The organism is Natrarchaeobaculum sulfurireducens (assembly GCF_003430825.1).
In the GTDB taxonomy this organism is placed as follows: Archaea; Halobacteriota; Halobacteria; order Halobacteriales; family Natrialbaceae; genus Natrarchaeobaculum; species Natrarchaeobaculum sulfurireducens.
Genome location: NZ_CP024047.1, coordinates 3,352,752 through 3,375,459 on the forward strand (window position 1 = coordinate 3,352,752; position 22,708 = coordinate 3,375,459).

15 protein-coding genes, 1 tRNA gene, 4 rRNA genes and 3 pseudogenes are annotated in these 22,708 nt (G+C 59.3%); 6 read left to right on the top strand and 17 right to left on the bottom strand.

The genetic code is table 11. The annotated features are described in order from the left end of the window. Window positions 1–43: 43 nt before the first annotated feature. From AArc1_RS17585 to AArc1_RS17605, 5 genes are all read right to left on the bottom strand, one after another. Window positions 44–766, bottom strand: coding sequence for a hypothetical protein (locus tag AArc1_RS17585; RefSeq protein ID WP_117365571.1), 723 nt, complete (start codon window positions 764–766; stop codon window positions 44–46). Window positions 767–1,033: 267 nt separating this feature from the next. Continuing rightward, the gene (locus AArc1_RS17590; protein ID WP_117369824.1) at window positions 1,034–1,558 is read right to left on the bottom strand and encodes a hypothetical protein; all 525 of its coding nucleotides are present in this window, start codon (window positions 1,556–1,558) and stop codon (window positions 1,034–1,036) included. Between the two features lie 176 nt (window positions 1,559–1,734). Beyond that, window positions 1,735–2,292, bottom strand: a complete 558-nt coding sequence (locus tag AArc1_RS17595; RefSeq protein ID WP_117365573.1) for a DUF7344 domain-containing protein — start codon at window positions 2,290–2,292, stop codon at window positions 1,735–1,737. Between the two features lie 101 nt (window positions 2,293–2,393). Then, window positions 2,394–3,554 carry a S24/S26 family peptidase gene (locus tag AArc1_RS17600; protein WP_117365574.1) on the bottom strand — a complete coding sequence of 387 codons (1,161 nt, stop codon included), beginning with the start codon at window positions 3,552–3,554 and terminating at the stop codon, window positions 2,394–2,396. A 96-nt stretch (window positions 3,555–3,650) separates the two neighbouring features. Further along, window positions 3,651–4,787 carry a DUF5305 domain-containing protein gene (locus tag AArc1_RS17605; protein WP_117365575.1) on the bottom strand — a complete coding sequence of 379 codons (1,137 nt, stop codon included), beginning with the start codon at window positions 4,785–4,787 and terminating at the stop codon, window positions 3,651–3,653. 247 nt (window positions 4,788–5,034) lie between these two features. Between AArc1_RS17605 and AArc1_RS18595 the strand changes: the two genes are divergently transcribed. Then, the gene (locus AArc1_RS18595) at window positions 5,035–6,522 is read left to right on the top strand and encodes a DUF7504 family protein (RefSeq protein WP_133412378.1); all 1,488 of its coding nucleotides are present in this window, start codon (window positions 5,035–5,037) and stop codon (window positions 6,520–6,522) included. A gap of 55 nt (window positions 6,523–6,577) precedes the next feature. On the opposite strand, the pseudogene AArc1_RS19425 reads toward AArc1_RS18595, so the two are convergent. After that, window positions 6,578–6,870: pseudogene (locus AArc1_RS19425) on the bottom strand (FAD/NAD(P)-binding protein); the annotation flags it as partial. A gap of 309 nt (window positions 6,871–7,179) precedes the next feature. Here AArc1_RS19425 and AArc1_RS17615 point away from each other — a divergent pair. Both AArc1_RS17615 and AArc1_RS17620 read left to right on the top strand, forming a co-directional pair. Next, window positions 7,180–7,437, top strand: coding sequence for a hypothetical protein (locus AArc1_RS17615; protein ID WP_117365576.1), 258 nt, complete (start codon window positions 7,180–7,182; stop codon window positions 7,435–7,437). Further along, on the top strand, window positions 7,434–7,631 hold the full coding sequence (locus AArc1_RS17620) for a 30S ribosomal protein S14 (RefSeq protein ID WP_117365577.1): 198 nt from the start codon (window positions 7,434–7,436) through the stop codon (window positions 7,629–7,631). The genes AArc1_RS17615 and AArc1_RS17620 overlap by 4 nt, the downstream gene beginning before the upstream one ends. 116 nt (window positions 7,632–7,747) lie before the next feature. On the opposite strand, the pseudogene AArc1_RS19720 reads toward AArc1_RS17620, so the two are convergent. Further along, window positions 7,748–8,292 (bottom strand): annotated as a pseudogene (locus AArc1_RS19720) (nucleoside recognition domain-containing protein); the annotation flags it as partial. Next, window positions 8,235–8,728, bottom strand: a pseudogene (locus AArc1_RS17630) (NAD(P)-binding domain-containing protein). The pseudogenes AArc1_RS19720 and AArc1_RS17630, both read right to left, overlap by 58 nt. Window positions 8,729–9,124: 396 nt before the next feature. Between AArc1_RS17630 and lrp the strand changes: the two are divergent. Beyond that, a complete protein-coding gene (gene lrp, locus AArc1_RS17635) occupies window positions 9,125–9,589 on the top strand; it encodes an HTH-type transcriptional regulator Lrp (RefSeq protein ID WP_117365578.1) in 465 nt (154 codons plus the stop codon). A 356-nt stretch (window positions 9,590–9,945) separates the two neighbouring features. Here the strand turns inward: lrp and rrf (AArc1_RS17640) are convergent. The 5 genes from rrf (AArc1_RS17640) to AArc1_RS17660 form a co-directional block, all read right to left on the bottom strand. Continuing rightward, window positions 9,946–10,067, bottom strand: a 5S ribosomal RNA gene (gene rrf, locus AArc1_RS17640). Window positions 10,068–10,175: 108 nt separating this feature from the next. Further along, window positions 10,176–10,297, bottom strand: a 5S ribosomal RNA gene (gene rrf, locus AArc1_RS17645). A gap of 132 nt (window positions 10,298–10,429) precedes the next feature. Further along, window positions 10,430–13,349, bottom strand: a 23S ribosomal RNA gene (locus tag AArc1_RS17650). A 252-nt stretch (window positions 13,350–13,601) separates the two neighbouring features. Next, window positions 13,602–13,673: transfer RNA gene (locus tag AArc1_RS17655), tRNA-Ala, on the bottom strand. Window positions 13,674–13,856: 183 nt separating this feature from the next. Beyond that, a 16S ribosomal RNA gene (locus AArc1_RS17660) occupies window positions 13,857–15,328 on the bottom strand. The 16S, 23S and 5S rRNA genes sit together here with 1 tRNA gene alongside, the layout of an rRNA operon. A 901-nt stretch (window positions 15,329–16,229) precedes the next feature. On the opposite strand from AArc1_RS17660, the gene AArc1_RS17665 reads away from it, so the two are divergent. Beyond that, entirely contained in the window at window positions 16,230–16,607 is a 378-nt protein-coding gene (locus AArc1_RS17665) for a winged helix-turn-helix domain-containing protein (RefSeq protein ID WP_117365579.1), read from the top strand. After that, entirely contained in the window at window positions 16,604–16,897 is a 294-nt protein-coding gene (locus tag AArc1_RS17670; RefSeq protein WP_117365580.1) for a DUF7521 family protein, read from the top strand. Before AArc1_RS17665 ends, AArc1_RS17670 begins: the two co-directional genes overlap by 4 nt. Window positions 16,898–17,028: 131 nt before the next feature. On the opposite strand, the gene lpdA is transcribed toward AArc1_RS17670, so the two are convergent. The 4 genes from lpdA to pdhA form a co-directional block, all read right to left on the bottom strand. Then, window positions 17,029–18,465 carry a dihydrolipoyl dehydrogenase gene (gene lpdA, locus AArc1_RS17675; protein ID WP_117365966.1) on the bottom strand — a complete coding sequence of 479 codons (1,437 nt, stop codon included), beginning with the start codon at window positions 18,463–18,465 and terminating at the stop codon, window positions 17,029–17,031. Window positions 18,466–18,536: 71 nt separating this feature from the next. Next, window positions 18,537–20,129, bottom strand: coding sequence for a dihydrolipoamide acetyltransferase family protein (locus AArc1_RS17680; protein WP_117365581.1), 1,593 nt, complete (start codon window positions 20,127–20,129; stop codon window positions 18,537–18,539). 1 nt (window position 20,130) lies between these two features. After that, the gene (locus AArc1_RS17685) at window positions 20,131–21,141 is read right to left on the bottom strand and encodes an alpha-ketoacid dehydrogenase subunit beta (RefSeq protein WP_117365582.1); all 1,011 of its coding nucleotides are present in this window, start codon (window positions 21,139–21,141) and stop codon (window positions 20,131–20,133) included. A gap of 3 nt (window positions 21,142–21,144) precedes the next feature. Continuing rightward, window positions 21,145–22,275 (bottom strand): pyruvate dehydrogenase (acetyl-transferring) E1 component subunit alpha, encoded by a 1,131-nt coding sequence (pdhA, locus tag AArc1_RS17690; RefSeq protein ID WP_117365583.1) that lies wholly within the window; start codon window positions 22,273–22,275, stop codon window positions 21,145–21,147. Between the last annotated feature and the right edge of the window lie 433 nt (window positions 22,276–22,708).

Genomic DNA, 22,708 nt, shown 5'->3' on the forward strand with positions numbered 1-22,708 from the left:
ACCGCCAGACCCACCTCGAGTGCGTCGTTTTTCTCGACTCATCCTAGGTCAGTATTTCTGTTACGAACTCGATGTTAGCGAGTTGTTCAAGCGCCGTCGTCTCACCGCGGGTGTCAACCTCGATACCGACCTCTGTGACCGCGCCGACCGGTAGTTCGATGGTCCTCGAGTACAGGTCGATGCCGCGGTCGAACTGGTCGGTACCGACCGTAATGCGAAACGGAAGCCGGAGCTGGCTGGCGACATCGACGGTCTCACCGTCGGCATTGGTTGCTGTGACTGATACCTCGACTGTGTGACCGCTAGTTCCCGGTGTGCTAGGGTCGTCGATGTTCGCGACGAGAAACGCCGGTCGGTCTCTATCGCCGTTTCCACCGACGGTTCCGATCCTCGAGACGGCGTTCGGATTCACGTTCTCGAGGGTGAAACCCGCCAAGAAACCGTCACCGTCGGCAGCGACCAGATCAGAGGCCGTCATCCGGCCGTCCCAGCCGAGCTGCGCGAGCAGAGTCCCGTCGTTCGTCGGGTCAGCAACGACCTGGATGCGACTTTCGGTCGGCTCAGATGAGTCGTCACTCGAGGCCGAGCCGTCATTTCCCGACTCGTCTCCCGCTGGATCGTCGGTCGGTCCGTCGGCTGGGTCGTCATCGGACCCGGCTCCCTCGCCCACGTTGTCGAGGTCATCGGAGTTCGAATCAGAGTCGGGTTCATCGCTGTCAGTCGGCTGGTCGTCACCAGCGTTCGAATCCTGGTCGGTCGATAGCACTGGACTATCGACGCCGGCAACACGGACCCACCCATCACCACTGCTTCCTTCGGAACTGACTCTAAACGCTCCACTGACGAGAAAGCCGCTGGCTCCGAAGACCAGAGTGCCTATTCCTATCAGTGTGTTACGTCGGCGAAGTGATGTCATCGTCATGTCTGGTGACCGAACTGTTTTTCAGGAGCGGCCAGTTGTGTCGGTTAGCGGGGTAATCGAACGGGGTACTAGTGGTGTCGAGTTCGCTTCTGCTATCCCCCAAAAGCGTCTCTACTCCGCTGCAGCGTCGGACTCTGCGATGATGGTGATCTGGTGTGGCTCTCCCCCTTCGGGTTCGGTGTAGCCACCTTCGCGGGTGTTCACTTCCAGGCCGACACTGATCGTCTCACCGACATCGATTCCGACACCATCTGTGAGGTTATCCCCATCGTCGGCGACAGTAAACGTCAGTCCCTCGACGTCTTCGAGGTCAAGCCGGGCTTCGACGTCTTGTGAGCCGTTGTTCGTCAGGTCGAAGACTTCGAAGAACGTCGTGACTGCGTCCTCGTTGAGACTATCATCAGCTTCCAAACTGAAGACGATGACCTCGTTGTCACCGGCCCCACTTTCTTCCGTTCGTGCGATAGCATCGTTCGTGACGGTGATTCCGAGCTGGCCGCCAGCGTCGCCGGAGACGCTCACGTCGAAACTCCGCTGTGCTTCGACGCTGTCGAACGCACCGGAACCGCCGATGAGACCCGCACTGCCGGCCAAAACGCCCAATCCAATGATCGTGTTTCGTCGTGTAATTCCCATACTGACTCCTGGTTCCCACCGGTCTTTGTATTGATCCGCCAGCCAGTAAAACAGGCAACGCCAGCCAACGAACCGGGCAACGCGATCCGGCGTTCAAGCTCACTGGTCCGTGATGCAGGCGGTGCCAGAAGCGGCGCAGTCCATCAGTAAGAAGGACACACTGGTCTGGAAACGGTTCAGTCACCAATCTCCGGCGGTATCTCGGTTGACCCAAAGTGCAGCCGCTGTGAATCGTATCGGTGGACGACAGCCGATAGAGAGATCGCGATAGCAAACAGTATACCAACGACAGTTACCGAGAGCGCCTCCGGGAACCATCCGATGTGGGCGAACGTGATCGACGCCGCACCGACCATCGCTAACCCGAGATAGTACAGCGGCCAGGGAATCGTCTTCGACGGCACCACCTCCAGATAAATATCCAAATTTTTCGCCCGCTCGGTCGCGACTAGCTCGTTGCCGACCCGGTCAAGGAGATCAGCGTCTTCGAGTTTCGAGAGATGGTGTTGCTGGATCGATGTGTAGACACGTTTGCGCTCGGTAGAAGTGAGCTCCTCGATGGGTTTGTCGTACTCCCAGGCAGCAACCTGTTCAGCGACATCGGAAAGTGTCGTTGCTCCGCCAGCCTGATTGCAAGCGTACAACACATACCGGCGTCGGTGGTTTCCGAGAGCAGTAAAGAGCGCGTCTTTTTCTTTTCGAGCATCTAACGTGGCAACTGGTCGTAAGCTCATATTGATCGATTAAACAGTATTTCTCATCGGATAGAGAGTTCGTCCGGACTTAACAGTTTCCTCGTCGGCCGTTTGTGTTTTTGAAATGTTATTTTGTCACATCACCACCGTGGTGGTGGCGGGAGTCGTCGCTTGAGCCGTTCAACAAGAGTTAGTTCCCGACGTTTCGAACGGACCTTGATCCGGTCGGTACCGAGAGTTGTAAATGAAACAGCGATTACAGCTCCGGCTACAGTGGCGTTGATTGCGGCGAGTGCAACCACAGGATGGATAGCGTGTAAAGCAGCGATCAGCGACGGCGGCAGCACGACGAGGTATCGGTATTCACTGACAAAGCGGAGGTGAACCCCAGTCTCGTCGGGTGCGTGCATCGTTACCGACGTCTCGACTGTTGTCCCCCTTGGAATGTACGTATAGCCATCTGGAGGGTCGACGCCATCACTTGCGGGCTCGAGTACCGTGATGACGGGGAGATGACCGCTGTTTCGCATTACGTAGGTGACGTCGGTCGAGTCACCAACACCGGCAACCCACTCGTCGTCGGTGGGTGATGTCGAACTGACAAGTTCGTACTGGTAGGTGCCCGAGGGGAGTAACATCGAAGCGTTCACCGGAACGATGACGACGAGCGTAAGGATCGCGATCAAGACGAGCGCGTTTTGCAACGGGCTATCATCTGAGCGTCGGCGTGCTCGCCGGTCGGCAGTCCATCGGATCGCACTCATAATGTAGAGGGCAAGCCCAAGGACCAGGATAGTCGTCGAGACCGTTCTGATGTCAGGCGGATCGATTCCAAACGGTGTGAGCACCCGCTCTTGGACCGATTCGACCGTTCCGCTGACCGCAGTAACCGTCGCACCGAGGCCCGGAATAACCACCAGATCACCGTCGAGTTGGAGTGCAACCGAGCGAACCTGTCCGTGCGCAACCGGCGGTTCGTCGCCGTCCTGGTCGAGGAACGGATTCGCATCCCCTTTTGTCAAGTACCCCTCACCCGTGACGGCCTCGACTCGGTGAGTAGTGACCTCGCCGCCACCGAGTTCCCGTGAGTCGAAGACGATGACATCGCCCGGTTCGACCTCGCCAGCAAACAGCGCCGGGATGGCCACGAAGCCGTCGTTTGGCTCGAGCGTCGGAGACATGCTCCCAGTCTCCACGAAGACGAGAAACGGCTGGCCAAGCAACTGCCCAAAGAGTAAGACGACGATCAGCGTGGCGAGAACGGCGGCGACAGCGTACTGCGTGAGGTCTCGCGGGTTCATGCCGATCGAGAGTCGCCAGCAAGGCAGTCTATCTGTAACTGTTCTTCCTGACAGGGCACCCAGGCGAGGCCGTCTCCACAGCTCAATCCGTCAGTCTCAAAACGTATGCTCATCGAACTCCCCCAGAGTGGTGTCCGCATAGCTGACCAACCAGTCGTGTGCCGGTGAGTCGGCCCGTACGTGCAGGTAAATATACTCGTCGTCGAGCACCGTGCTGACCCCCAGTTCACGGTCTTCGATTACTCGCTTGTTCGTATCGATCGCAACGTCGACTAGGCCCTCGAGATCGTCGACGAGGACCGTCTGTTCGTACTCGCGTTCAGACGGGAACGTGCCAGCCGTGATCCAATCGTCGTACTGCGAGCGGTGCTGCTCGTGTTTTAGCAGGTCTCGTTCCTCGTCAGTGAGTTCGATGTACCCACCGACACGGGCGACGATCAGCGAGACGAGCCCGACGAACGCGAGGCCAAACAATATAATCGAGCCGAGAGATTCAAACAGCGATGGTTCTGAGAGAACCTCGACGGTTTCGAACTCTTGGTGGCGCTCTTCGACGGTCATAGTGTCGGAAACACGGAACGTCGCCGGATCGACGAGCAACAACAGCTCGCTGTCGTAGCTGTTCGAGACCGGCTCACCGTCGACCGTTCCCTCGACTGTACTCGCCGAAACTACCCGTGCATCGACGACGCCCTCCGCGGAGCCGACCTGCTGTTCGACGGTCGAGATCGTCTCGAGAACGAACGGAATGTGGACGTCGAATTCGACGGTGTGGGCGTCTGCCGGCGAAAGCGACGACGTACTCGCTGCCTCGAGCGGTTCGACGACCTCCCAGTAGGTCTCGACGACCTCCCCGTTCTCGAGTTCGCCAGCCCTAAGGATCAAGTAGGTATCCGTCGTCACCGAGAGATTCCCATGGTTGGCGTCGTACTCGTATGTGTATGTTCCCGATAGATCGTCCGAGAGATTCGTATAGTAGATGGGACGATTCGAAAGGGTTTCACCAGCTTCGAAAGGAATTGTCTCTTGGTCGACAACGACGCTGTGTTCGTAGTCAGTGGTCTCCGTCCACTGGTCGACCGGGTGCTCGTCGGTCTCGACATCATGGACGACGTTGACCTGATAGGCCCACCAGCCACAGGCGACTGCCGCAAGCAGCCCCACGACGAGAAAAACGACATACCAGTCCCTGACGAGGGCTTTGGTTCGGACCGGTCGATCCAGTTCGGTCATTGCTTGATCGGGTTCGATGCTATTCGTTGGACACACCGAACAAAAGAGCGCTCTCCACGCTGTGTACGCGCGGCACTGATACAGCCCGACTGAGCCGGCTCACCACCACGGAATACGACACAGCCACTCCCGAGTGGTTTGGACATCCATCTCGGCGTTCGAATAGGTGCCTGTACACCACAGATCATTTGTATAGACAGTAACGGAGAACGTATAACTCTGCGCAAGAAGAGTTATTACCGCCCGATTGGGTCTGTACGGTATAAAGTTTGGTGAAAGTTACACACAGATGACAACCGAGACGACGGCGTCAACGACGGTGGCAATCCTCGCCGGAGATAGATCTCTTGAGCGGTGGAGAGAGCTACTGGCTGCAGGTGACGAACTCGAGGTCGTACAATTGTCCCGTCCAGTTGATTGGAAAGAAACAGCACCATCAGTCGACTGTCTCATCGCCACGCTCGAGACGCTCGAGTCGGAGGCGTTCGATACCGTTCGTCGCCTTCATGAGGTTGATGAGACGACACCAGTAGTCATCATTGCACCACCGGAAGCTGACCAATCCGTCGCCGCAGCTCTTGACGCTGGCGTCCAGTACTGTGTAATCACGTCATCGCTCGAAGACACACGTCCGTTGCTCCGCGGCCGCATCGACCAGCTCGTCGGTCGGTCCGGTGAGTCACCGACGGACGGACCCGCGATTATTGACGCGGTCGGCGATGCAAAACCGCCGTCAGTTGTGGCAAGAGATAGTAGTGATGGTGCCACAACACCCTCTTCCACCGGTCACGACGTGAGCACGCGGACACCACCCGAAAGTGGCAACGTAGAACGGCCGGGTGGCGATCGAGAAGCGGCTAAACGGTCCGGTACGGACTCCGAACTTCGGCCCGGTCCTGCTGTGGAAACCGAAGAGAGTAGGTCCATCCGACAACGACTCGCTAGTCTATCGAAGGCGATCGGTTCGAAGCGCCACCAAAGAGACGAAACAGACGATCAGTCACTCACAGCCGAGTCGGAAAGCGTTACTGACCAGTCATCCTCGAACGCGGACGGCACACCACACTCAGAAACCGCGAACGGCGACACGTCGACTCCAGCAACGTGTAATACGAAGCGTCCGCTTGGCTCAAGCGCAACCGACACACAGGACGTAGAGCCCCCTTCCCTCCCGACCTACCACGACCTCGAGGGCGGAACGAGCGTTCTCCTCGAGTCAGACACCCACAGTAATCAACGAGGGACGTGCTGTAGGGATTTGCTCGGTCACTGTTGCGAGCCGGCAACCGATATCCTCCTAATCAGATACACTCCGATCCGTCGGAGTGACCTCGAAACGCTCGTCGCATCCGCCAACCGAGTTGGACTCATCGCCGTCGGGTACCGCCAGCCGTTTTCCGAAGAGATTCGCGATAGCGTTGAGTACCTCGAGGTATCGAACCCGAACGATGTCACACGAGTGGGAATCCTCACGACAAAACTGGTCGACGAGTGGGAGAGTTCACAACCGGTAGACGTCGGCACTGCTGTCTGTCTCGACTCGCTTAATATTCTCTTACAGTACAAAGACCGATTTGGAGCGTTCCGGTTCTTGCATCTGCTGTTGAGTAAATTGGAGTCTATCGATGCAGTGACACACGTTCACGTGGATCTATCAGCCCAGAACTCACAGGACATCCTGACGCTAGCCTCATTGTTCGACATCGAAGTCGCCATCGAACCGACACGGCCGTAGCAACGCAATGTGTCACGACCGAACCCATCCGAAACCAACGCACGTCAGTTCGTTCATAATCGACCGTCCGGACGAGTTCATCTTCCCGATCGTTCGCTTCGGCGAAACTCTCGAAACCGAACGGTTCGGTGCCGACGTGGTGGACGAACGTCGATCTGAGCGACTCCATTCCACAGGTACCCGCCTTCTCGCGAAACGATGCCAGCAGTCGGTCGTGCGGGTCGAGGATAATATGTCGGATCTGTCGAACGGACCGTCCTCGAGGAGTCGCTGGGCGAGGTACGTGCCGTGAATTCCACCCCCAACGATGGTACAGCCGTATTTATTGGTTGAGTTGCGTGTCGTCATGCGGGATACGTCGCGTCGATGGTCGTAAACACCCTCTGGTTGTTAATAAAATACACAAATTAGATAACAACTTATATTACCACAAGTGTGCGTGTTGTTAGTGGTGAGTGGACAGACGATCCCCTGACGGTGCGTTCTAAAACCCATGATCTCCCAAGAACACCACGTTCGGTCACGTACTTCGCGAGAGCCGCGAGCCCAATCTCGCCGGCCTCAGTTGAAGATTCGCCAGTGAGGGCGTGGGTTTCGGACCGTAACGGCTCGTACTGTGCACTCGAGGACACGATCACCCACGGACCCCTTCAACCAATGTCTACGACATTCCAAACGGCAGTCAAGAAGAACGTATCAAAAACGCAACGCTACGATGCGATCGATGCGCTCGCTCGAGCGGACGAGACGACGAACCTCGGAATTCTCGTCCAAATGGGCGGCCTCCGCGGGGAGTTCCGTCGGCACGCACTCAACGGACTCGCCGACTGCAACGCCAGGACGGTTCTCGACGAACTCGCCGAAGACACGACGATCGAACCGTCGTTGAGACAGAGAGCGGCGGAGCTGGCATGACGACTGAAGCGTCGACCGAATCGACAGACGAATCGACCGACGGCACGAACGCGAACGGCGACCGGACCGGAAACCAGCGCGTCTGCAGAGACACCGGTCGCGAACAGGGCTTGATCGGCAAATACGATATCTGGCTGTGTCGGCAGTCGTTCCGAGAGATGGCCCGCGACATGGGCTTTCGAAAGTACGACTGATCGATCGACGGATCGAAGCCACTAGATACGAGTGCCAGTCCCAACGAGGAGACCACGGCGACGTGACGGCACTCAGGTTCGCTATTTCGGTCCTCTCGGCTGGCACAAGGCGGAGATTAGACGAGTCGTAGCAGCCCCCAGCCGAGCCAGGCGATCACGACCGAAAACCCGATGGCTGCGATTGCCTGACGGGCCATCATTTTCAGCGCCCAGCGTGTCGACACCTCTCGAGCAACGGTAAGTGCGGTCACGAGACAAGGCAACAGGACGCCGGCGAGAGACACTGCCACGAGCACCTCGAGCGGAGAGAGTGCCGTCGCAGTTCTACCGTCGGTTAGCAGGACGATCCCGTCTTTCCGAACCGAGGCCAGCACGCAGCTACGAATGTGATGACGACGAACACGGGCAACGCCGTCACGACGAACTCCCGAAGCGCACTCCAGGCCGCACGAGCGATGGCACGCGGATCGGGGCAGTTCAGAACCGTTCGTCGATCGATCACGGTATGGGACTCTCTGGCCGCCGGTGGGGCGATCACGGCGACGTACAGGAGCGTCGTGACTGCCAGTACCAGCAGGTACGGCCCGACGAGCCACCACATCCCTACAGCCGCAAAGACCGCGAGCGTCGCTGGGAACTGGTAAGAACACGCGGAGCCGAACTCGGACACCGCTCCTCCGTCGACAGCCGGGACGGCACTTGATCGTGCCGTCGGTCGGTGGCCGGCTCCGTTTCGATCGTACTTCGTGGGTGAGCTCCCGACACCTCGATGCCGGTTTTGACAGAGAGGTCATAGAAGTCCGCAACTCCCTCGAGATAGTCGGCGTACTCGTCACCGCTCGGATGCCCCCATTCGAGTGTGATCGTGGGCGAGGTGTTCGGTGTGATCGCGTTCACTTCGGTCAGTCCAAAGCTGTTACTCGGGAACGACAGCGTGATGAATCGCATCTCATCGGCCACCCGCGAAACGAGGCGCCGATCTCGTCACGCTCGAGGACGACGGTCTCGAGATCGAACAGCGAGAACACCACACCGGTACCGATGCCCGCAGCCCCCGCACCGACGACCACGACGTCAGCGGCTTTTGAGAGCATCATCGATCGTTCACCAGTGGAGATTGGTCACGTGCATGCTGTCTCTCGAGTTCCCCACTCGCCGCGGCTCTCTGTGGGGAGTGTCGCGTAGGGTTTGGGATCTCGTACCGGCCGGTTCCGTCGGTCACCGCAGCCACGAACCAACACAACAACCAGTACAGGCCGCCGGTGGCGGCCACCGTGACCAACGTGAGTATTACAACGTGTCGTACCAGCGAACCGCCGCTTGCCAGCGCAGCTGACCACCGACGAACGAGCCAATGAGCGACGACGTGATCGCTAACGCTTCGTGCATGGAGTGGCTGTCGCCTTGAGTCGAATCTCGAAAAGGACGGTCATCACGGGAGACCTAATTGGACATCATAAATATTTTCTACGTGCAGAGTATCGCCTGTTGCAATGGCTTACGAGAACTTGGACGAAGATTTAGTGAATGAATTACTTGGCGATGGCCGCGCAAGTCTGCGAAGCCTCGCGGAAAAGCTCGACGTCTCTGTCACTACGGTCTCGAACCACCTCTCTGATCTCGAAGAAGAGGGAGTGATCGAGGCGTACACGCCCCGAGTTAACTACGACGCCCTTGGTTTCGACGTAACGGCCGTAATGCAGCTCAAAGCTGAAGGCAGCGCCCTCCCAGAGATCACGGAGACGCTAAAAGATCACCGACAGATGATCTCCGTCTACGAGGTCACCGGTGACTACGACGTGATCGCGATCGGCAAATTCAAAGATACCGACGACATGAACGATCAGATCAAAAGCCTGATCACCGATCCCGACATCAACCAGTCGAATACGAGCATCGTTCTCAACACCGTCACTGAAAACGAACAGTTCGAACTCGAGCCCGACGACAACGTGTGAGTGACGGAAACAACTGACCCGTGACAGACCGGGTTCGATAACACGGTCGTTTCTATACTGGTAGGTGGGTTTTCCGTCACGTGAGACCTGCGACTGTACCGACGCTTCCCAGGAGACCACCCGAGTTGTGCATCCTGAACGTAATGTCTAGCACGATATCGCTCACGTCGCCGTACGAACCAAGAGTCGGCTGATCGGTCCACAGGCCTTCTCGCTCGAGTACGAGAGCGTTCGGCCTCTCTCGAGGCGACACTGAGGCAATCGATGCTCGAGAACGGTCGGACACTAGTATCGTTAGCCGTTGGGCTACTGCCTGATTAAAAGACGGAGTGGTCACTACGAGACTATTGTATGAGTGAAAGCGGCGAATCCACGTTCCCAGAGGGTCTCCCACTCCAGTACTTGCCGATACGCGGGCGAGCTTATCTTCCGTGTTCGGGATGGGTACGGGAGGTCCCTCGCCGCTCTGGCCGCTCTAACGCCGACCAGCGGAATCGAACCGCTGTGATACCGAGAATCGACTCCCCGGCTGAACTTTCGTCCAGAACACCAGCATCGGTGGCTATCGAGTGAATACCGTATGAGTAGTCGGCGGCGAATCCACGTTCCCAGAGGGTCTCCCACTCCAGTACTTGCCGATACGCGGGCGAGCTTATCTTCCGTGTTCGGGATGGGTACGGGAGGTCCCTCGCCGCTCTGGCCGCCGTAACGCCGATCGACGGAGTCGAACCGTCACAAGACCATCATCGGTCGTATATTACGTCTAATACCGTGTGTATGTGTAGTCCAGTTTGCGTCTGGACCCGTTCTCGGGTCCGATCCAAATGCGTTGTAGTTATGAGTGTGTGGCTTGGCCGATTAGTGCTCGCGGGCTCAACGTCTCGTTGCCTCGACGCGTACACCCCGAGTCTATCGAACTCGTCTTCTACGAGTGGCCTCCGCGGTTCCTCTTTTCCAGGTGGGTTTCCGGCTTAGATGCGTTCAGCCGTTACCCCGTGGTGCGTGGCTGCCCGGCACGTGCTCTCTCGAACAACCGGTACACCAGTGGCACCCATTCGTAGTTCCTCTCGTACTATACGAACGTTCCCGTCAGGAACCAATAACACCCCCAATAGATAGCAGCCGACCTGTCTCACGACGGTCTAAACCCAGCTCACGACCTCCTTTAATAGGCGAACAACCTCACCCTTGCCCGCTTCTGCACGGGCAGGATGGAGGGAACCGACATCGAGGTAGCAAGCCACCCGGTCGATATGTGCTCTTGCGGGTGACGACTCTGTTATCCCTAAGGTAGCTTTTCTGTCAGCAATTGGCCGCATCAAGCAGCCGAATTGGTTCGCTAGACCACGCTTTCGCGTCAGCGTCCGTTGTTGTGCCGGACACTGTCAGGCTTCCGTATGCTCTTGCGCTCTTTCCCGAGTCTCCGACTCGGGTGAGGAAACCTTGGGGCGCGCTCGATATCTTTTCAAGCGCGTACCGCCCCAGTCAAACTGCCCGGCTACCGGTGTCCTCCGCCAGGAGTGAGAGTCGCAGTCACTACCGGGTAGTATTTCAATGATGCCTCGGTGGCCCGCTAGCGCGGGTACCTGTGTAACGGCTCCTACCTATGCTGCACAGTAGCGACCACGTCTCAGCGACAGCCTGCAGTAAAGCTCTATAGGGTCTTCGCTTCCCCTTGGGGGTCTCCAGACTCCGCACTGGAACGTACAGTTCACCGGGCCCAACGTTGGGACAGTGACGCTCTCATTCATCCATTCATGCAAGCCGCTACTGAAGCGGCAAGGTACTACGCTACCTTAAGAGGGTCATAGTTACCCCCGCCGTTAACGGGTCCTTCGTCCCATTGTACTGGGTGTTCAGATACCCGCACTGGGCAGGATTCAGTGACCGTACGAGTCCTTACGGATTTGCGGTCACCTATGTTGTTACTAGACAGTTGGAGCGTCCGAGTCACTGCGACCTGCCTCTTTCCGAGGCAGGCATCCCTTCTTCCGAAGGTACGGGACTAACTTGCCGAATTCCCTAACGTCGGTTATTCCCGACAGACCTTGGCTTTCGCCGCCACGAGTACCTGTGTCGGATCTCGGTACGGACAGTGTGCTTGCCTTTTCACGGGCTCTAGGTTGACCTCTCTTGCGCTATCCAGCCATTCGTTCGCTTCCTGCCATTACGGCTTCCACGAATTTCGACTGTTCGACCGGGCGAAAGCCCGGTAGAGGCGGCCCCAAAGCGTCGGCTTTGAGTGCACACTGGCATAGGAATATTAACCTATTTCCCTTTTGACCTGCTCGATCTACGGCAGGACTTAGGACCGGCTAACCCTCAGCTGATCAGCATTGCTGAGGAACCCTTACTCGTTCGGCCGTCGGGGTTCTCACCCGACTCACGCTGCTACTATGACCAGGATTTTCGTTACCGCACGGTCCACATGAGATCTCTCCCATGCTTCCACCCGAACGGAACGCCAACCTACGGGATCGCACTCACTGAGTGCGCCGCTAGGTCTCGGTGGTGGACTTGAGCCCCGATCATTTTCGGCGCCGCAAACCTCGGCCGGTAAGCTGTTACGCTTTTCTTAGAGGGTAGCTGCTTCTAAGCTCACCTCCCGGCTGTCTAGGGCTTGCGACCACCTTCGATCGCACTTAGTCCACACTTGGGGACCTTAACCCAGCTCTGGGTTGTCTCCCTCACGGTACACAGGCTTACCCCGCGCACCGGACTCCCCGCGTCGACAGCGTTCGTAGGTTCGGAGTTGGACAGGGAGGCACACTCCTCTCGGAGTGCGATCTCCCAATCCGTCGCTCTACCCCACGAACTACCTCGGCGGAGGTCATGCTTCGACATGTTTCGGTTGGAACCAGCTGTTTCCGGATTCGATGGGCCTTTCACCCCTAGACATAGATCACGCGAGGGTATTGTAGGACACCAACGCTAACGGGCCTCCACGTGGCTTTCGCCACGCTTCACCCTGCCCATGCCTAGATCATCCGGTTTCGGGTTGTGCCCGATTGACTCCCCGCCCTTGAAGACGGCGGCCCTCACACAAAGTGCTGCGGCCATGTCGGTTTCCCTCTGCCTTCCCTGATACTCAGGTTAGACTCGCCAATCAGGCACACTCCCTGGTCCGTTTTTCAAAACGTACGACGGAACTTCGGCTCCCCGAGATTTCTACTGGCAACTCGCGTTGCGGTCGTTTCTCTCAGGGCCTTCTAAGCCCCGTCGCTCTATCGCCAACTGATTTCACGCCCTATTGCACCTCCCTTCTTGGGGTGCTTTTCAGCGTTCGCTCACGCTACTTGTTCGCTATCGGTCTTGAGGAGTGTTTAGTCTTCGCGGTCGATGCCCGCGATCTTCACGAGGGATATCCAACCCCCGATACTCTGGAGCTGACTCGTTCGATACTCGACGACAATACGGGACTGTCACCCTGTCTCGTGCTCTGTTCCAAGAGACTTCCTGTCGCCTTTCGCGAAGTGATCGTCAGTCCGAACACCACATTGCCCGAAGGCTTCGGTTTGGACTGCGTCGCGTTCACTCGCCGTTACTAACGACATCGCGTTTGCTTTCTTTTCCTGCCGATACTGAGATGTTTCAGTTCTCGGCGTTCCCCATTGCGCGAAGCAATTGCGGTGGGGATTCCCATTCGGAAATCCTGAGTTCTTCCCCTCCGTGCGGGTCCCTCAGGCTTATCGCAGCTTGGCACGTCCTTCTTCAGCTCTCAAGCCGAGCGATCCACCAGCTGGCACAGTAGCCACGTTCATCGGATCGACGTTGCGATAGAATCGCAACGGAATGTCGTCACACCGAAGTGTGACGATTGTGACCCGGGAACGGGTCCAGTGGACGCCTGGACTACACGTACACACGGTCTCATCTGCACGCCCGCTGACTAACGGGCCTGCATCAACCCTTCCCACTCACGCTTGCGCGGAGTGGTGCATCGGTTTCGTTCGGATCAGATCAAAGTTCCTTGCCACACTTAAGGGCACGGATCTCGATCCCATCCGAGGTATGGACCCACTGGGATTCGAACCCAGGGCATCCTCCTTGCAAAGGAGGCACTCTCCCACTGAGCTATGGGCCCACCCCTGTCTCACGTCTCACGACAGCGAGACAGGGTGTTATGTTAGCCTTGGTAGTTCAAAGGTGCCCGATCGGCCGACGATGGGTCGATCGAACGTAGACCGTGTGGCGCAAAGCGCCACGGTTCGCCGTAGCGTAAAACGCTACATAAGGTGGGTCAGGCCATCGGCCTGATCCCGATCTGTGGAGGTGATCCAGCCGCAGATTCCCCTACGGCTACCTTGTTACGACTTAAGCCCCCTTGCGAAGCCCAGATTCGACCCCTGACGGGGCCTCATCCGGACCTCACTCGGGTGCTTTGACGGGCGGTGTGTGCAAGGAGCAGGGACGTATTCACCGCGCCCTTCTGAGGCGCGATTACTACCGAATCCAGCTTCATGCGGGTGAGTTTCAACCCGCAATCCGAACTACGATCGAGTTTCGGAGATTAGCGTCTCCTCTCGGAGTTGCATCCCACTGTCTCGACCATTGTAGCCCGCGTGTCGCCCAGCACATTCGGGGCATACTGACCTACCGTTGCCCATTCCTTCCTCCAGTTTGGCACTGGCAGTCTCCCTAATGTACCCAACTACCGCAAGGGTATTGCTGGCAATTAGGGACGTGGGTCTCGCTCGTTGCCTGACTTAACAGGACGCCTCACGGTACGAGCTGACGGCGGCCATGCACCTCCTCTCAGTAGCTCCAGTAAGCTCATCATACTGACCTTCACAGCATACTGTCGGTGCTGGTGAGATGTCCGGCGTTGAGTCCAATTAAACCGCAGGCTCCTCCGGTTGTAGTGCTCCCCCGCCAATTCCTTTAAGTTTCATCCTTGCGGACGTACTTCCCAGGCGGTCTGCTTCACGGCTTCCCTACGGCACACCACAGGCTCGTAGCCTGTGGCACACCTAGCAGACATCGTTTACAGCTCGGACTACCCGGGTATCTAATCCGGTTCGTGACCCGAGCTTTCGTCCCTCACCGTCGGATCCGTCTTCCTGAGGCGCTTTCGCCACCGGTGGTCCGTCCAGGATTACGGGATTTCACTCCTACCCCAGACGTACCCCTCAGGTCTTCCGGTCCCAAGCCACGCAGTTTCCACCGGACGCCCGCGCGTTGAGCGCGCGGATTTCCCGACGGACTTGCCTGGCCAGCTACGGACGCTTTAGGCCCAATAATAGCGGTCATCACTTGGGCTGCCGGTATTACCGCGGCGGCTGGCACCGGTCTTGCCCAGCCCTTATTCCGCGACCACCTTACGGTCGCAAAAAGCGAGGACGATATGCCCTCGCACTTGGAGTCCCCTTATCGCACTCGCGTGCAGTGTAAAGGTTTCGCGCCTGCTGCGCCCCGTAGGGCCCGGTATCTTGTCTCAGATACCGTCTCCGGGCTCTTGCTCTCACAACCCGTACCGATTATCGGCACGGTGGGCCGTTACCCCACCGTCTACCTAATCGGCCGCAGCCACATCCTATGGCGCCGGAGCATTTCGGAGTCCCGGCAGTTCCAGCCTGGGACTCGTATCCCGGATTAGTCTCAGTTTCCCGAGGGTATCCGGATCCATAGGGTAGTTTGGCCACGTGTTACTGAGCTATCTGCTACGAGTCTGAACTCGTGCAACTAGCATGGCTAAATCGGACTCCAATAGCAATGACCTCCGGCAGGATCAACCGGAATGCTATAACTCCCTGTGAAGGGAGGGTTTGGCGGTGAATGCTAATGCACTCACACTAAATGGGTCCACGTTCGGTGACCGCGATCGACGACCGATCTGGCGTCACCGAACTACCAAGGCTAACATCAGATCCCATCTGTACGGCGGACCGCAGGGGTGAAATCCTCATTTCCTTCGGACCTAATCGTAAGCCACCAGGAGTACATAACCCCTTCGACTTCGAGCAGGCCCAAGACGACGGACCGAATCCAACGGCCCGTCCATCACGCGTTCTTTGCAACCGTATCCGAACAGCCTCGTACACTTAAGGGCAACGGATCGGTCGCGCTCCGGAAACCACATCCGGCGACGCATTCTGCGTATCATATCGGAGTTGGCCCATGTATATAAGGGCGTCGTCCTGTGGTCGCCAGAAGCGACCGGAACGCAGCACGATTCATTACCCACCGTGAGCGCCGACTTCGATCGACGTTCCAACGAGGCGGGGATAGGTTCCTGCCTCCGTGCCGGAACACGGCCGGAGGGAACGTGGCCGCGTGGGCCACGTCGTTTGCATTCTAACCGAGTGCCGGGTCATTACATAAGGCCGTCGCCTCGAGGCCGCATAGAAAGCCGATAGCATGAGGCGAGGTTACACTGGACGAGCGCTAGCGAGGACGGGCCTGCGGCTCGAGGCCGTGGTCTGTGTAGAATGTCACGCGGGCGGAGGTCGGTCGGTCATTCCACCCTCGCAGGCGCGGTCGGACCGGGTAAGACCCGCGTACACGTACTCGAGGGCGCACGCGCAAGAAGGCTTCGCGTTTCAGGCAGTCACCGGGAGACGATGAACAAGTTCAACAGAGGGAAAATCCGGACGAAATGTATCGATGGCGATAAACGGGATGGGTCGTAATAGACGCACGAATGGTCCGGGACCCGCTCTCCTCGGAGTCGACGCCGTCGGCGGAGGATATTTGCTCTGCGCTCGACGACCCCGATTGCCGAGAGATTATCCGGAATCTCGAGAACCCAATGACGGCCTCTGAGTTGACTGACCAGTGTGACATTCCACAGTCGACGCTGTACCGAAAGCTCGAGTTGCTGACGGAGGCGACGCTGCTCGAGGAGTCGACTGAGATCAGACGCGACGGGCACCACGCGAGCAAGTACGCGGTCGCATTCGACGAGATTACGCTGACCTTAGACGAGAGCCGGTCGCTAGCGGTCCAGATCGATCGGCCGGCTCGGACGGCCGACGAGCGACTCGCGGAGCTGTGGTCGGAGGTGCGCAAGGAAACATGAGTCCGCACACAGGGGGTGTCGAGGTGACGATGGCGCTCGCCGTCGTGAAGACGCTGATGCTGGTCGTCGGAAGCGTCATCACGTACTTCGCGTTCAAAGCCTACCGGCGAACGAGACAGCGGGCACTCGGGATGCTCGCGGTCGGGTTCGGGCTGGTCACGCTCGGGTTCGTCCTCGCGGGAATGCTCTATGAAATTCTCGGGGTCTCACTCGAGATGGGGATCTTACTCGAGAGTCTACTAGTCCTCACGGGGTTCATCGTGATCGCATACTCGTTGTACACTCAATAGCGCAGTTGAGTTCGTGTTCTCTGAGATGGTATCGGAGTTCTCGAGTGCTATCGGATCGTCGCCGATAACGACTGGTGTTCCATTCGGGGGAAACCGTATTCGTGACGTAGCGAGAGGACCGGTGGGCCGACTCAGCGGTTCAGGGTGTGGATCGCGTGGCCGAGGGCGTTCTCGGCAGCTTCCATCACCGATTCGGCGAGCGTTGGGTGGGCGTGGATCGTCGAGGCGACGTCCTCGAGCGTGGCGCCGAGTTCGACCGCGAGGCCGAGTTCGGCGATGAGTTCGGAGGCTTCGGGGCCGACGATGCTGGCACCGAGAACGTAGCCCTCGTCCTCGTCGGCGACGATCTTGACGAAGCCGTCGGTATCGCCGGTAGTCAGTGCGCGGCCACTGGCCCGGAAGGGGAACTGGCCCACAGCGGTTTCGAAGCCGGCGTCTTCGGCCTCGCGTTCGGTCATCCCGACGGTTGCAATCTCGGGGTCGGTGAAGACGACCGCGGGGATCGCCTGGTGGTCGAGTGCTGCGGGTTCGCCGGCGATCACCTCGGCGGCGACCTGCCCCTCCGCGCTGCCTTTGTGTGCCAACATTGGCTCACCGGCGACGTCGCCGACCGCGAAGACGTGATCGACGTTCGTTCGCGCGCGTGAGTCGGTTTTGATGAAACCGCGCTCGTCGGTCTCGACGCCGACCGCCTCGAGATCGAGCGTGTCGGAGACGGGTTCACGACCGACGGCAACGAGGACCGTTTCGGCGTCGAGGTCGAGCGACTCGTCAGCTTCGGTCCGGTCTGCGGGTTCCGCGACGACGCGGATGCCGTCACCGTGTTCGTGCCACTTGGCGGCCGTGTAGCCGAACTCGAAGTCGATACCGAGATCGTTCGCTCGCTGTTTCACCGGTCGTTTGAGGTCGTCGTCGTAGCCGGGGAGGATCGACTCGAGCATCTCGACGACGGTGACGTCGGTGCCGAGTTTAGCGAAGACGGTCGCTAGCTCCATGCCGATGTAGCCGGCGCCGACGATGACGAGCGAGTCGGGGATCGACTCGAGCGCGAGCGCCTGTCGTGAGTTCAATACGGGCTCGTCGTCGAACGAGAAGTTCGGGATCTCGATCGGTCGCGAGCCGGTCGCGATGATGGCGTGTTCGAACTCGAGGGTCTCAGAGCCCTGGCCCTCGCCGCTGTGTGAGATGCGGACGGTGTTCTCGCCGGCGAAGGTGGCCGTTCCCTCGAGTAAGTTGACCTGATTCGCTTTACAGAGTTTCTCGACACCGCTTGTAAGCTGGTCGACGACACCGTCTTTCCAGCCGACCATCCCTGCCATGTCGATGGCGGGGTCAGCGTGGATGCCCAGCTCCTCGGCGTGGCGGGCCTCGTGGGCGACGTCCGTCGCCGTAATGAGGGCTTTCGAGGGGATGCAGCCGTGGTTCAGGCAGGTCCCGCCGTAGGCAGCTTTCTCGACCAGCGTGACGTCGAGGTCGAGTTGGCCGGCACGGATCGCGGCCACGTAGCCGCCCGGTCCAGCGCCGATGACGACGACGTCGGTTCCGGTCGTGACGTCTCCGACGACCATCAGTCGGGTCCTCCGTTCGATTCGATCGCGTTTGGTAGCGTAGATATCATCGGTCGTATCTCCGGATACAGTCACTCGAGCAATAGCAGTTCGGGGTGCTCGAGATACTCCATGACGGTGTTCGTAAACTGTGCGCCGACGGCACCGTCGATCAGCCGGTGATCGAACGACAGGGATAGCGGCAGTACGGACCGTGGTTCGATCGATTCTTCGCCGTCTTCGTCGGTGACGACGCGTGGTTTGCGCGTCATCTCACCGATCGCCAGAATACCGGCTTCGGGGTAGTTCAGGATCGGCGTCGCGTACTCGCCGCCGATACCGCCGACGTTGGTGATCGTGAACGTCGATCCCCGCAGTTCGTCGGGGCTGATCGTCCGTTCGCGAGCTTTCTGGACGAGTTCGTTCATTTCCGAAGAGAGCTGTAACAGACCCTTCTGATCTGCGTCCTCGAGCACCGGAACCATCAGCCCGACGTCGGTCGCAGTCGCGACGCCGACGTTGTAGTAATCGCGGTAAACGATCTCCTCGTTCTCGTCGTCGATGACCGCGTTCATCTCCGGGAACTCCTTGAGCGCCGCGACGACGGCCTTCGTGATAAACGGCATGTACGTCAGGCGAATGCCCTGCTCGTCGGCTCGCGATTTGAGCCGTTCTCGAGTCTCAGCCAGCGCGGTCACGTCCACTTCGTCGTGGTGGGTGACGTGGGGGGCGGTGTACTTCGACTCGACCATCGCGTCGGCGATCGTCTTGCGAACGCCTCGGAACGGCTCTCGGCGCTCGCGTTCGCCCGGCGCGAAATCGGTCCCTTTCGTTGCCGTCGATTCGCTCGACGCGACCGCCTCACGATCTGCCTGTTGTGCGTGTCGTTGTGCCTCGGCGTACTGCTCGACCGCTTCGGCCGTGACGAACGCCTCGCCATCGCGTTCCTCGACGGCTGGGACGGCATCGATGTCGACGCCCATCTCCTCGGCGAGTCGACGCGTCGCGGGTGCGGCGAGCGTTCGCTCTCGATCCGCCGACTCGAGGTCTGCCGACTCGAGGTCTGCCGGCGCTGTGTTGGACGGCTCGGAGTCGCTGGCGCTCGAGACGTCCTCTGACGCCTCGGCAGTCCCATCAATCGGCTGGGCCGATGCAGGCGCTTCGGCCTGTGCTGGCTCGACCGGTTGTTCGCCGGTGGCGGCCGCTCGAACGTCCGCCGCGGTGAGTCGGCCGCCGGGACCACTCCCCTCGAGGGCGGCGAGATCGACATCCTCCTCGCGGGCCAGTCGACGGATGCGGGGAGGCGCGAAGACGCGGTCCTGCGGCGTCTCTATCTCGGTGGTTTCGGCGCCGGAGTTGCCCACGGCGCCGTCGTCAGCCGCATCGGCGTCGACGGCCTCGTCCGGTTCGCCCTCGAGTTCGGCTGCCCCCTCGCTTTCGTCGTCGCCGTCGACCGCGTAGGTGACGAACAGGTCGCCGACGGGGACTACGTCGCCTTCTTCCCAGTGAAGTTCCTGGACGGTGGCGTTGACCGGCGATGGGACTTCGACGAGGGCTTTATCGGTTTCGACCTCCGCGACGGGCTGGTCTTCGGTCACCTCGTCGCCCTCCTCGACTAGCCACGAGACCAGTTCGCCCTCGGCGACCCCTTCGCCGACATCCGGCAGTGTGAATTCATGAACCATGTCAGAACTCCATTGCGTCCCGAATGCCGTCCTCGATTCGGGCAGCCTCGGGTAGGTAGTAATCCTCGAGCGCGTACAGCGGGAACGGCGTGTCGAAGCCGGTGATGCGCTGGACCGGTGCCTCCTGATAGAGCAACGCGTGTTCCTGAATCGTCGCGATGATCTCACCGGCGAGTCCGCCCGTCTTCGGCGCCTCGTGGACGACAGCCGCGCGGCCGGTCTTTGTGAACGAGTCGACGATGGCGTCCTCATCGAGCGGCGAGAGCGTTCGCAGGTCGACCACCTCGACGTCGATTTCGCCCTCGAGGGTGTCGGCGGCCTCGAGCGTCGGCCGGGTCATCGCTCCCCAGGTGAACACGGAGATATCGGCACCCTCGCGGCGGACAGCAGCCTCGCCGATCGGTATCTCGTAGGGCTCGGTCGGGACGTCTTCGCGGAACGCCCGGTAGATGAGTTTGGGCTCGAGGAAGACCACCGGGTCGGGGCTCCGGATCGCACTGGTGAGCAGCCCCTTTGTGTCATACGGCGTCGACGGGATGACGACTTTGAGTCCGGGCTGGTGGGCGAACATCGCCTCGGTCGACTCGGAGTGGTGTTCGGGCGCGCGAATGCCGCCGCCGTAGGGGGCGCGGATGACCATTGGACACGTAAATCGCCCGCGCGAGCGCGTTCGCAAGCGCGCGGCGTGTGAGACGATCTGGTCGAACGCGGGATAGATGAAACCCAAAAACTGGATCTCTGGGACGGGACGCATCCCGTAGGCGGCCATCCCGACCGCCGTGCCGACGATGCCGGACTCGGCGAGTGGGGTGTCGATCACTCGATTCTCGCCGAACTCGTCGTACAGCCCCTCGGTTGCACGGAAGACGCCGCCGTTTTTCCCGACGTCCTCGCCGAGGACGATCACGTCCTCGTCGCGTTGCATCTCGGCGTACAGGCCGTCTCGAACCGCCTGTACCAGCGTGAGGTTCTCCGTCTCGCCGTCCGTCTGTGTTGGGGAGTCTACAGCCATAGCTTAGCCCTCTAAGAGTTCGTCGTCGCCGTGTCGCTCGCGAATCGATTCGAAGTACTCGAGTTGCTGTCCTAACCGTTTGGGCATCCCCTCGTAGACGTGGGCGAAGATCTCCTCGGGATCGGGGCGCTCGTAGGATTCGGCGGCATCGATCGCGTCGGCGACCGCCTCCTGAACCTGGTCTTCGATCGCGTCGACGCGCTCGTCGTCGAGCATCCCCTGTGAGCGCAGATACGCCTCGAGTCGCGGAATGGGGTCTTTTTGCTTCCAGCGTTCGACCTCGTCGTCGTCTCGGTAGACCGATGGATCGTCCGCAGTCGTATGAGCTCCAAAACGGTACTGGACCGCCTCGATGAGCGTGGGGCGGGTCGCTCGGCCGGGCGAATCGTCCTCGACTGCGTCCGGATTTTTCGCCTTCTCGATCGCCTCACGGGTGACCTTGTACACCGCCAGGGGATCCATTCCGTCGACCTGAACGCCTTCGAAGCCGTAGGCGGTCGCCTTCTGAGCGAGCGTCGCACTCGCCGTCTGTCGCTCGCGGGGGACCGAGATCGCCCACTGGTTGTTGTTACAGAAGAAGACCGTCGGGGTGTCGAAGACGCCCGCGAAGTTGAGTCCCTCGTGGAAGTCACCCTCCGAGGTCGCACCGTCACCGAAGTAACAGACGAACGCCTTCTGCTCACCTTTGAGCTTCGAGGCCCAGGCGGCACCCGTCGCGTGGGGGATCTGAGTCGCGATCGGTACCGCGACCGAGAACATGTTGACGTCGTCTGGGATGGCATTGCCCTGTTCGTGGCCCATCCAGTACAACAGCGTTCGCTCTAGGCTTACCCCTCGGACCAGGCCGACGGCGTGTTCGCGGTAGCTCGGGAACACCCAGTCTCCGTCATCCATCGCGTGGGCACTCCCGACCTGCGATGCTTCCTGGCCGGACAGCGGCGGATAGGTCCCCATTCGCCCCTGGCGCTGGAGGCTCACGGCTCGCTCGTCGAAGTGCCGGACCAGGCGCATCTGTGCGTAGATATCGATGAGTTGGTCTTCGGTAAGGTCAGGAACCTCGGCACCCTCTACGACCCGACCAGCCTCGTCGAGTACCTGTACTCGGTCACGTGGGTCGCGCTGTATCGTACTCACGGGTAGAACCACCTGCACATACCAGTATGATATATCGCTCAGGATAAAGGATTTTCCCCATATAGTTTACTAATGATGAGGTTCTTGCCAGTCAATCGTCAGAGTGTGTGAGTGCGGGCACCAAAAGTACCCAATAATACACCATTGGTCGCCGATGCACAGGGCTGGTTCACATATCCTCGACACTTCGAAGCGATAGCGAATCCAAACCACGGAAACTGGTCGTATAACCGCCGACAAGCCACATGAGATGACTTCCGACACCCATTCGGGTCGACCCGAGCGACACAGTCGACAGCAGAGAGTCATTTTATTGATATTCTTCCGTACGATACCACGTGGCAGTTGCATCCATCGTCGTCGGCGGTATCGTCCTGGTGACTGTAATTGTGGCCCGGTATTCGTCGCTGTTGGTCGTCGAAGAGCAAGACCC

Coding starts and splice junctions, on each gene's coding strand:
- AArc1_RS17590 (WP_117369824.1), bottom strand. CDS start 1,558: ATGGGAATTACACGACGAAACACGATCATTGGATTGGGCGTTTTGGCC.
- AArc1_RS17595 (WP_117365573.1), bottom strand. CDS start 2,292: ATGAGCTTACGACCAGTTGCCACGTTAGATGCTCGAAAAGAAAAAGAC.
- AArc1_RS17600 (WP_117365574.1), bottom strand. CDS start 3,554: ATGAACCCGCGAGACCTCACGCAGTACGCTGTCGCCGCCGTTCTCGCC.
- AArc1_RS17605 (WP_117365575.1), bottom strand. CDS start 4,787: ATGACCGAACTGGATCGACCGGTCCGAACCAAAGCCCTCGTCAGGGAC.
- AArc1_RS17615 (WP_117365576.1), top strand. CDS start 7,180: ATGTCTACGACATTCCAAACGGCAGTCAAGAAGAACGTATCAAAAACG.
- AArc1_RS17620 (WP_117365577.1), top strand. CDS start 7,434: ATGACGACTGAAGCGTCGACCGAATCGACAGACGAATCGACCGACGGC.
- lrp (WP_117365578.1), top strand. CDS start 9,125: ATGGCTTACGAGAACTTGGACGAAGATTTAGTGAATGAATTACTTGGC.
- AArc1_RS17665 (WP_117365579.1), top strand. CDS start 16,230: ATGGTCCGGGACCCGCTCTCCTCGGAGTCGACGCCGTCGGCGGAGGAT.
- AArc1_RS17670 (WP_117365580.1), top strand. CDS start 16,604: ATGAGTCCGCACACAGGGGGTGTCGAGGTGACGATGGCGCTCGCCGTC.
- lpdA (WP_117365966.1), bottom strand. CDS start 18,465: ATGGTCGTCGGAGACGTCACGACCGGAACCGACGTCGTCGTCATCGGC.
- AArc1_RS17680 (WP_117365581.1), bottom strand. CDS start 20,129: ATGGTTCATGAATTCACACTGCCGGATGTCGGCGAAGGGGTCGCCGAG.
- AArc1_RS17685 (WP_117365582.1), bottom strand. CDS start 21,141: ATGGCTGTAGACTCCCCAACACAGACGGACGGCGAGACGGAGAACCTC.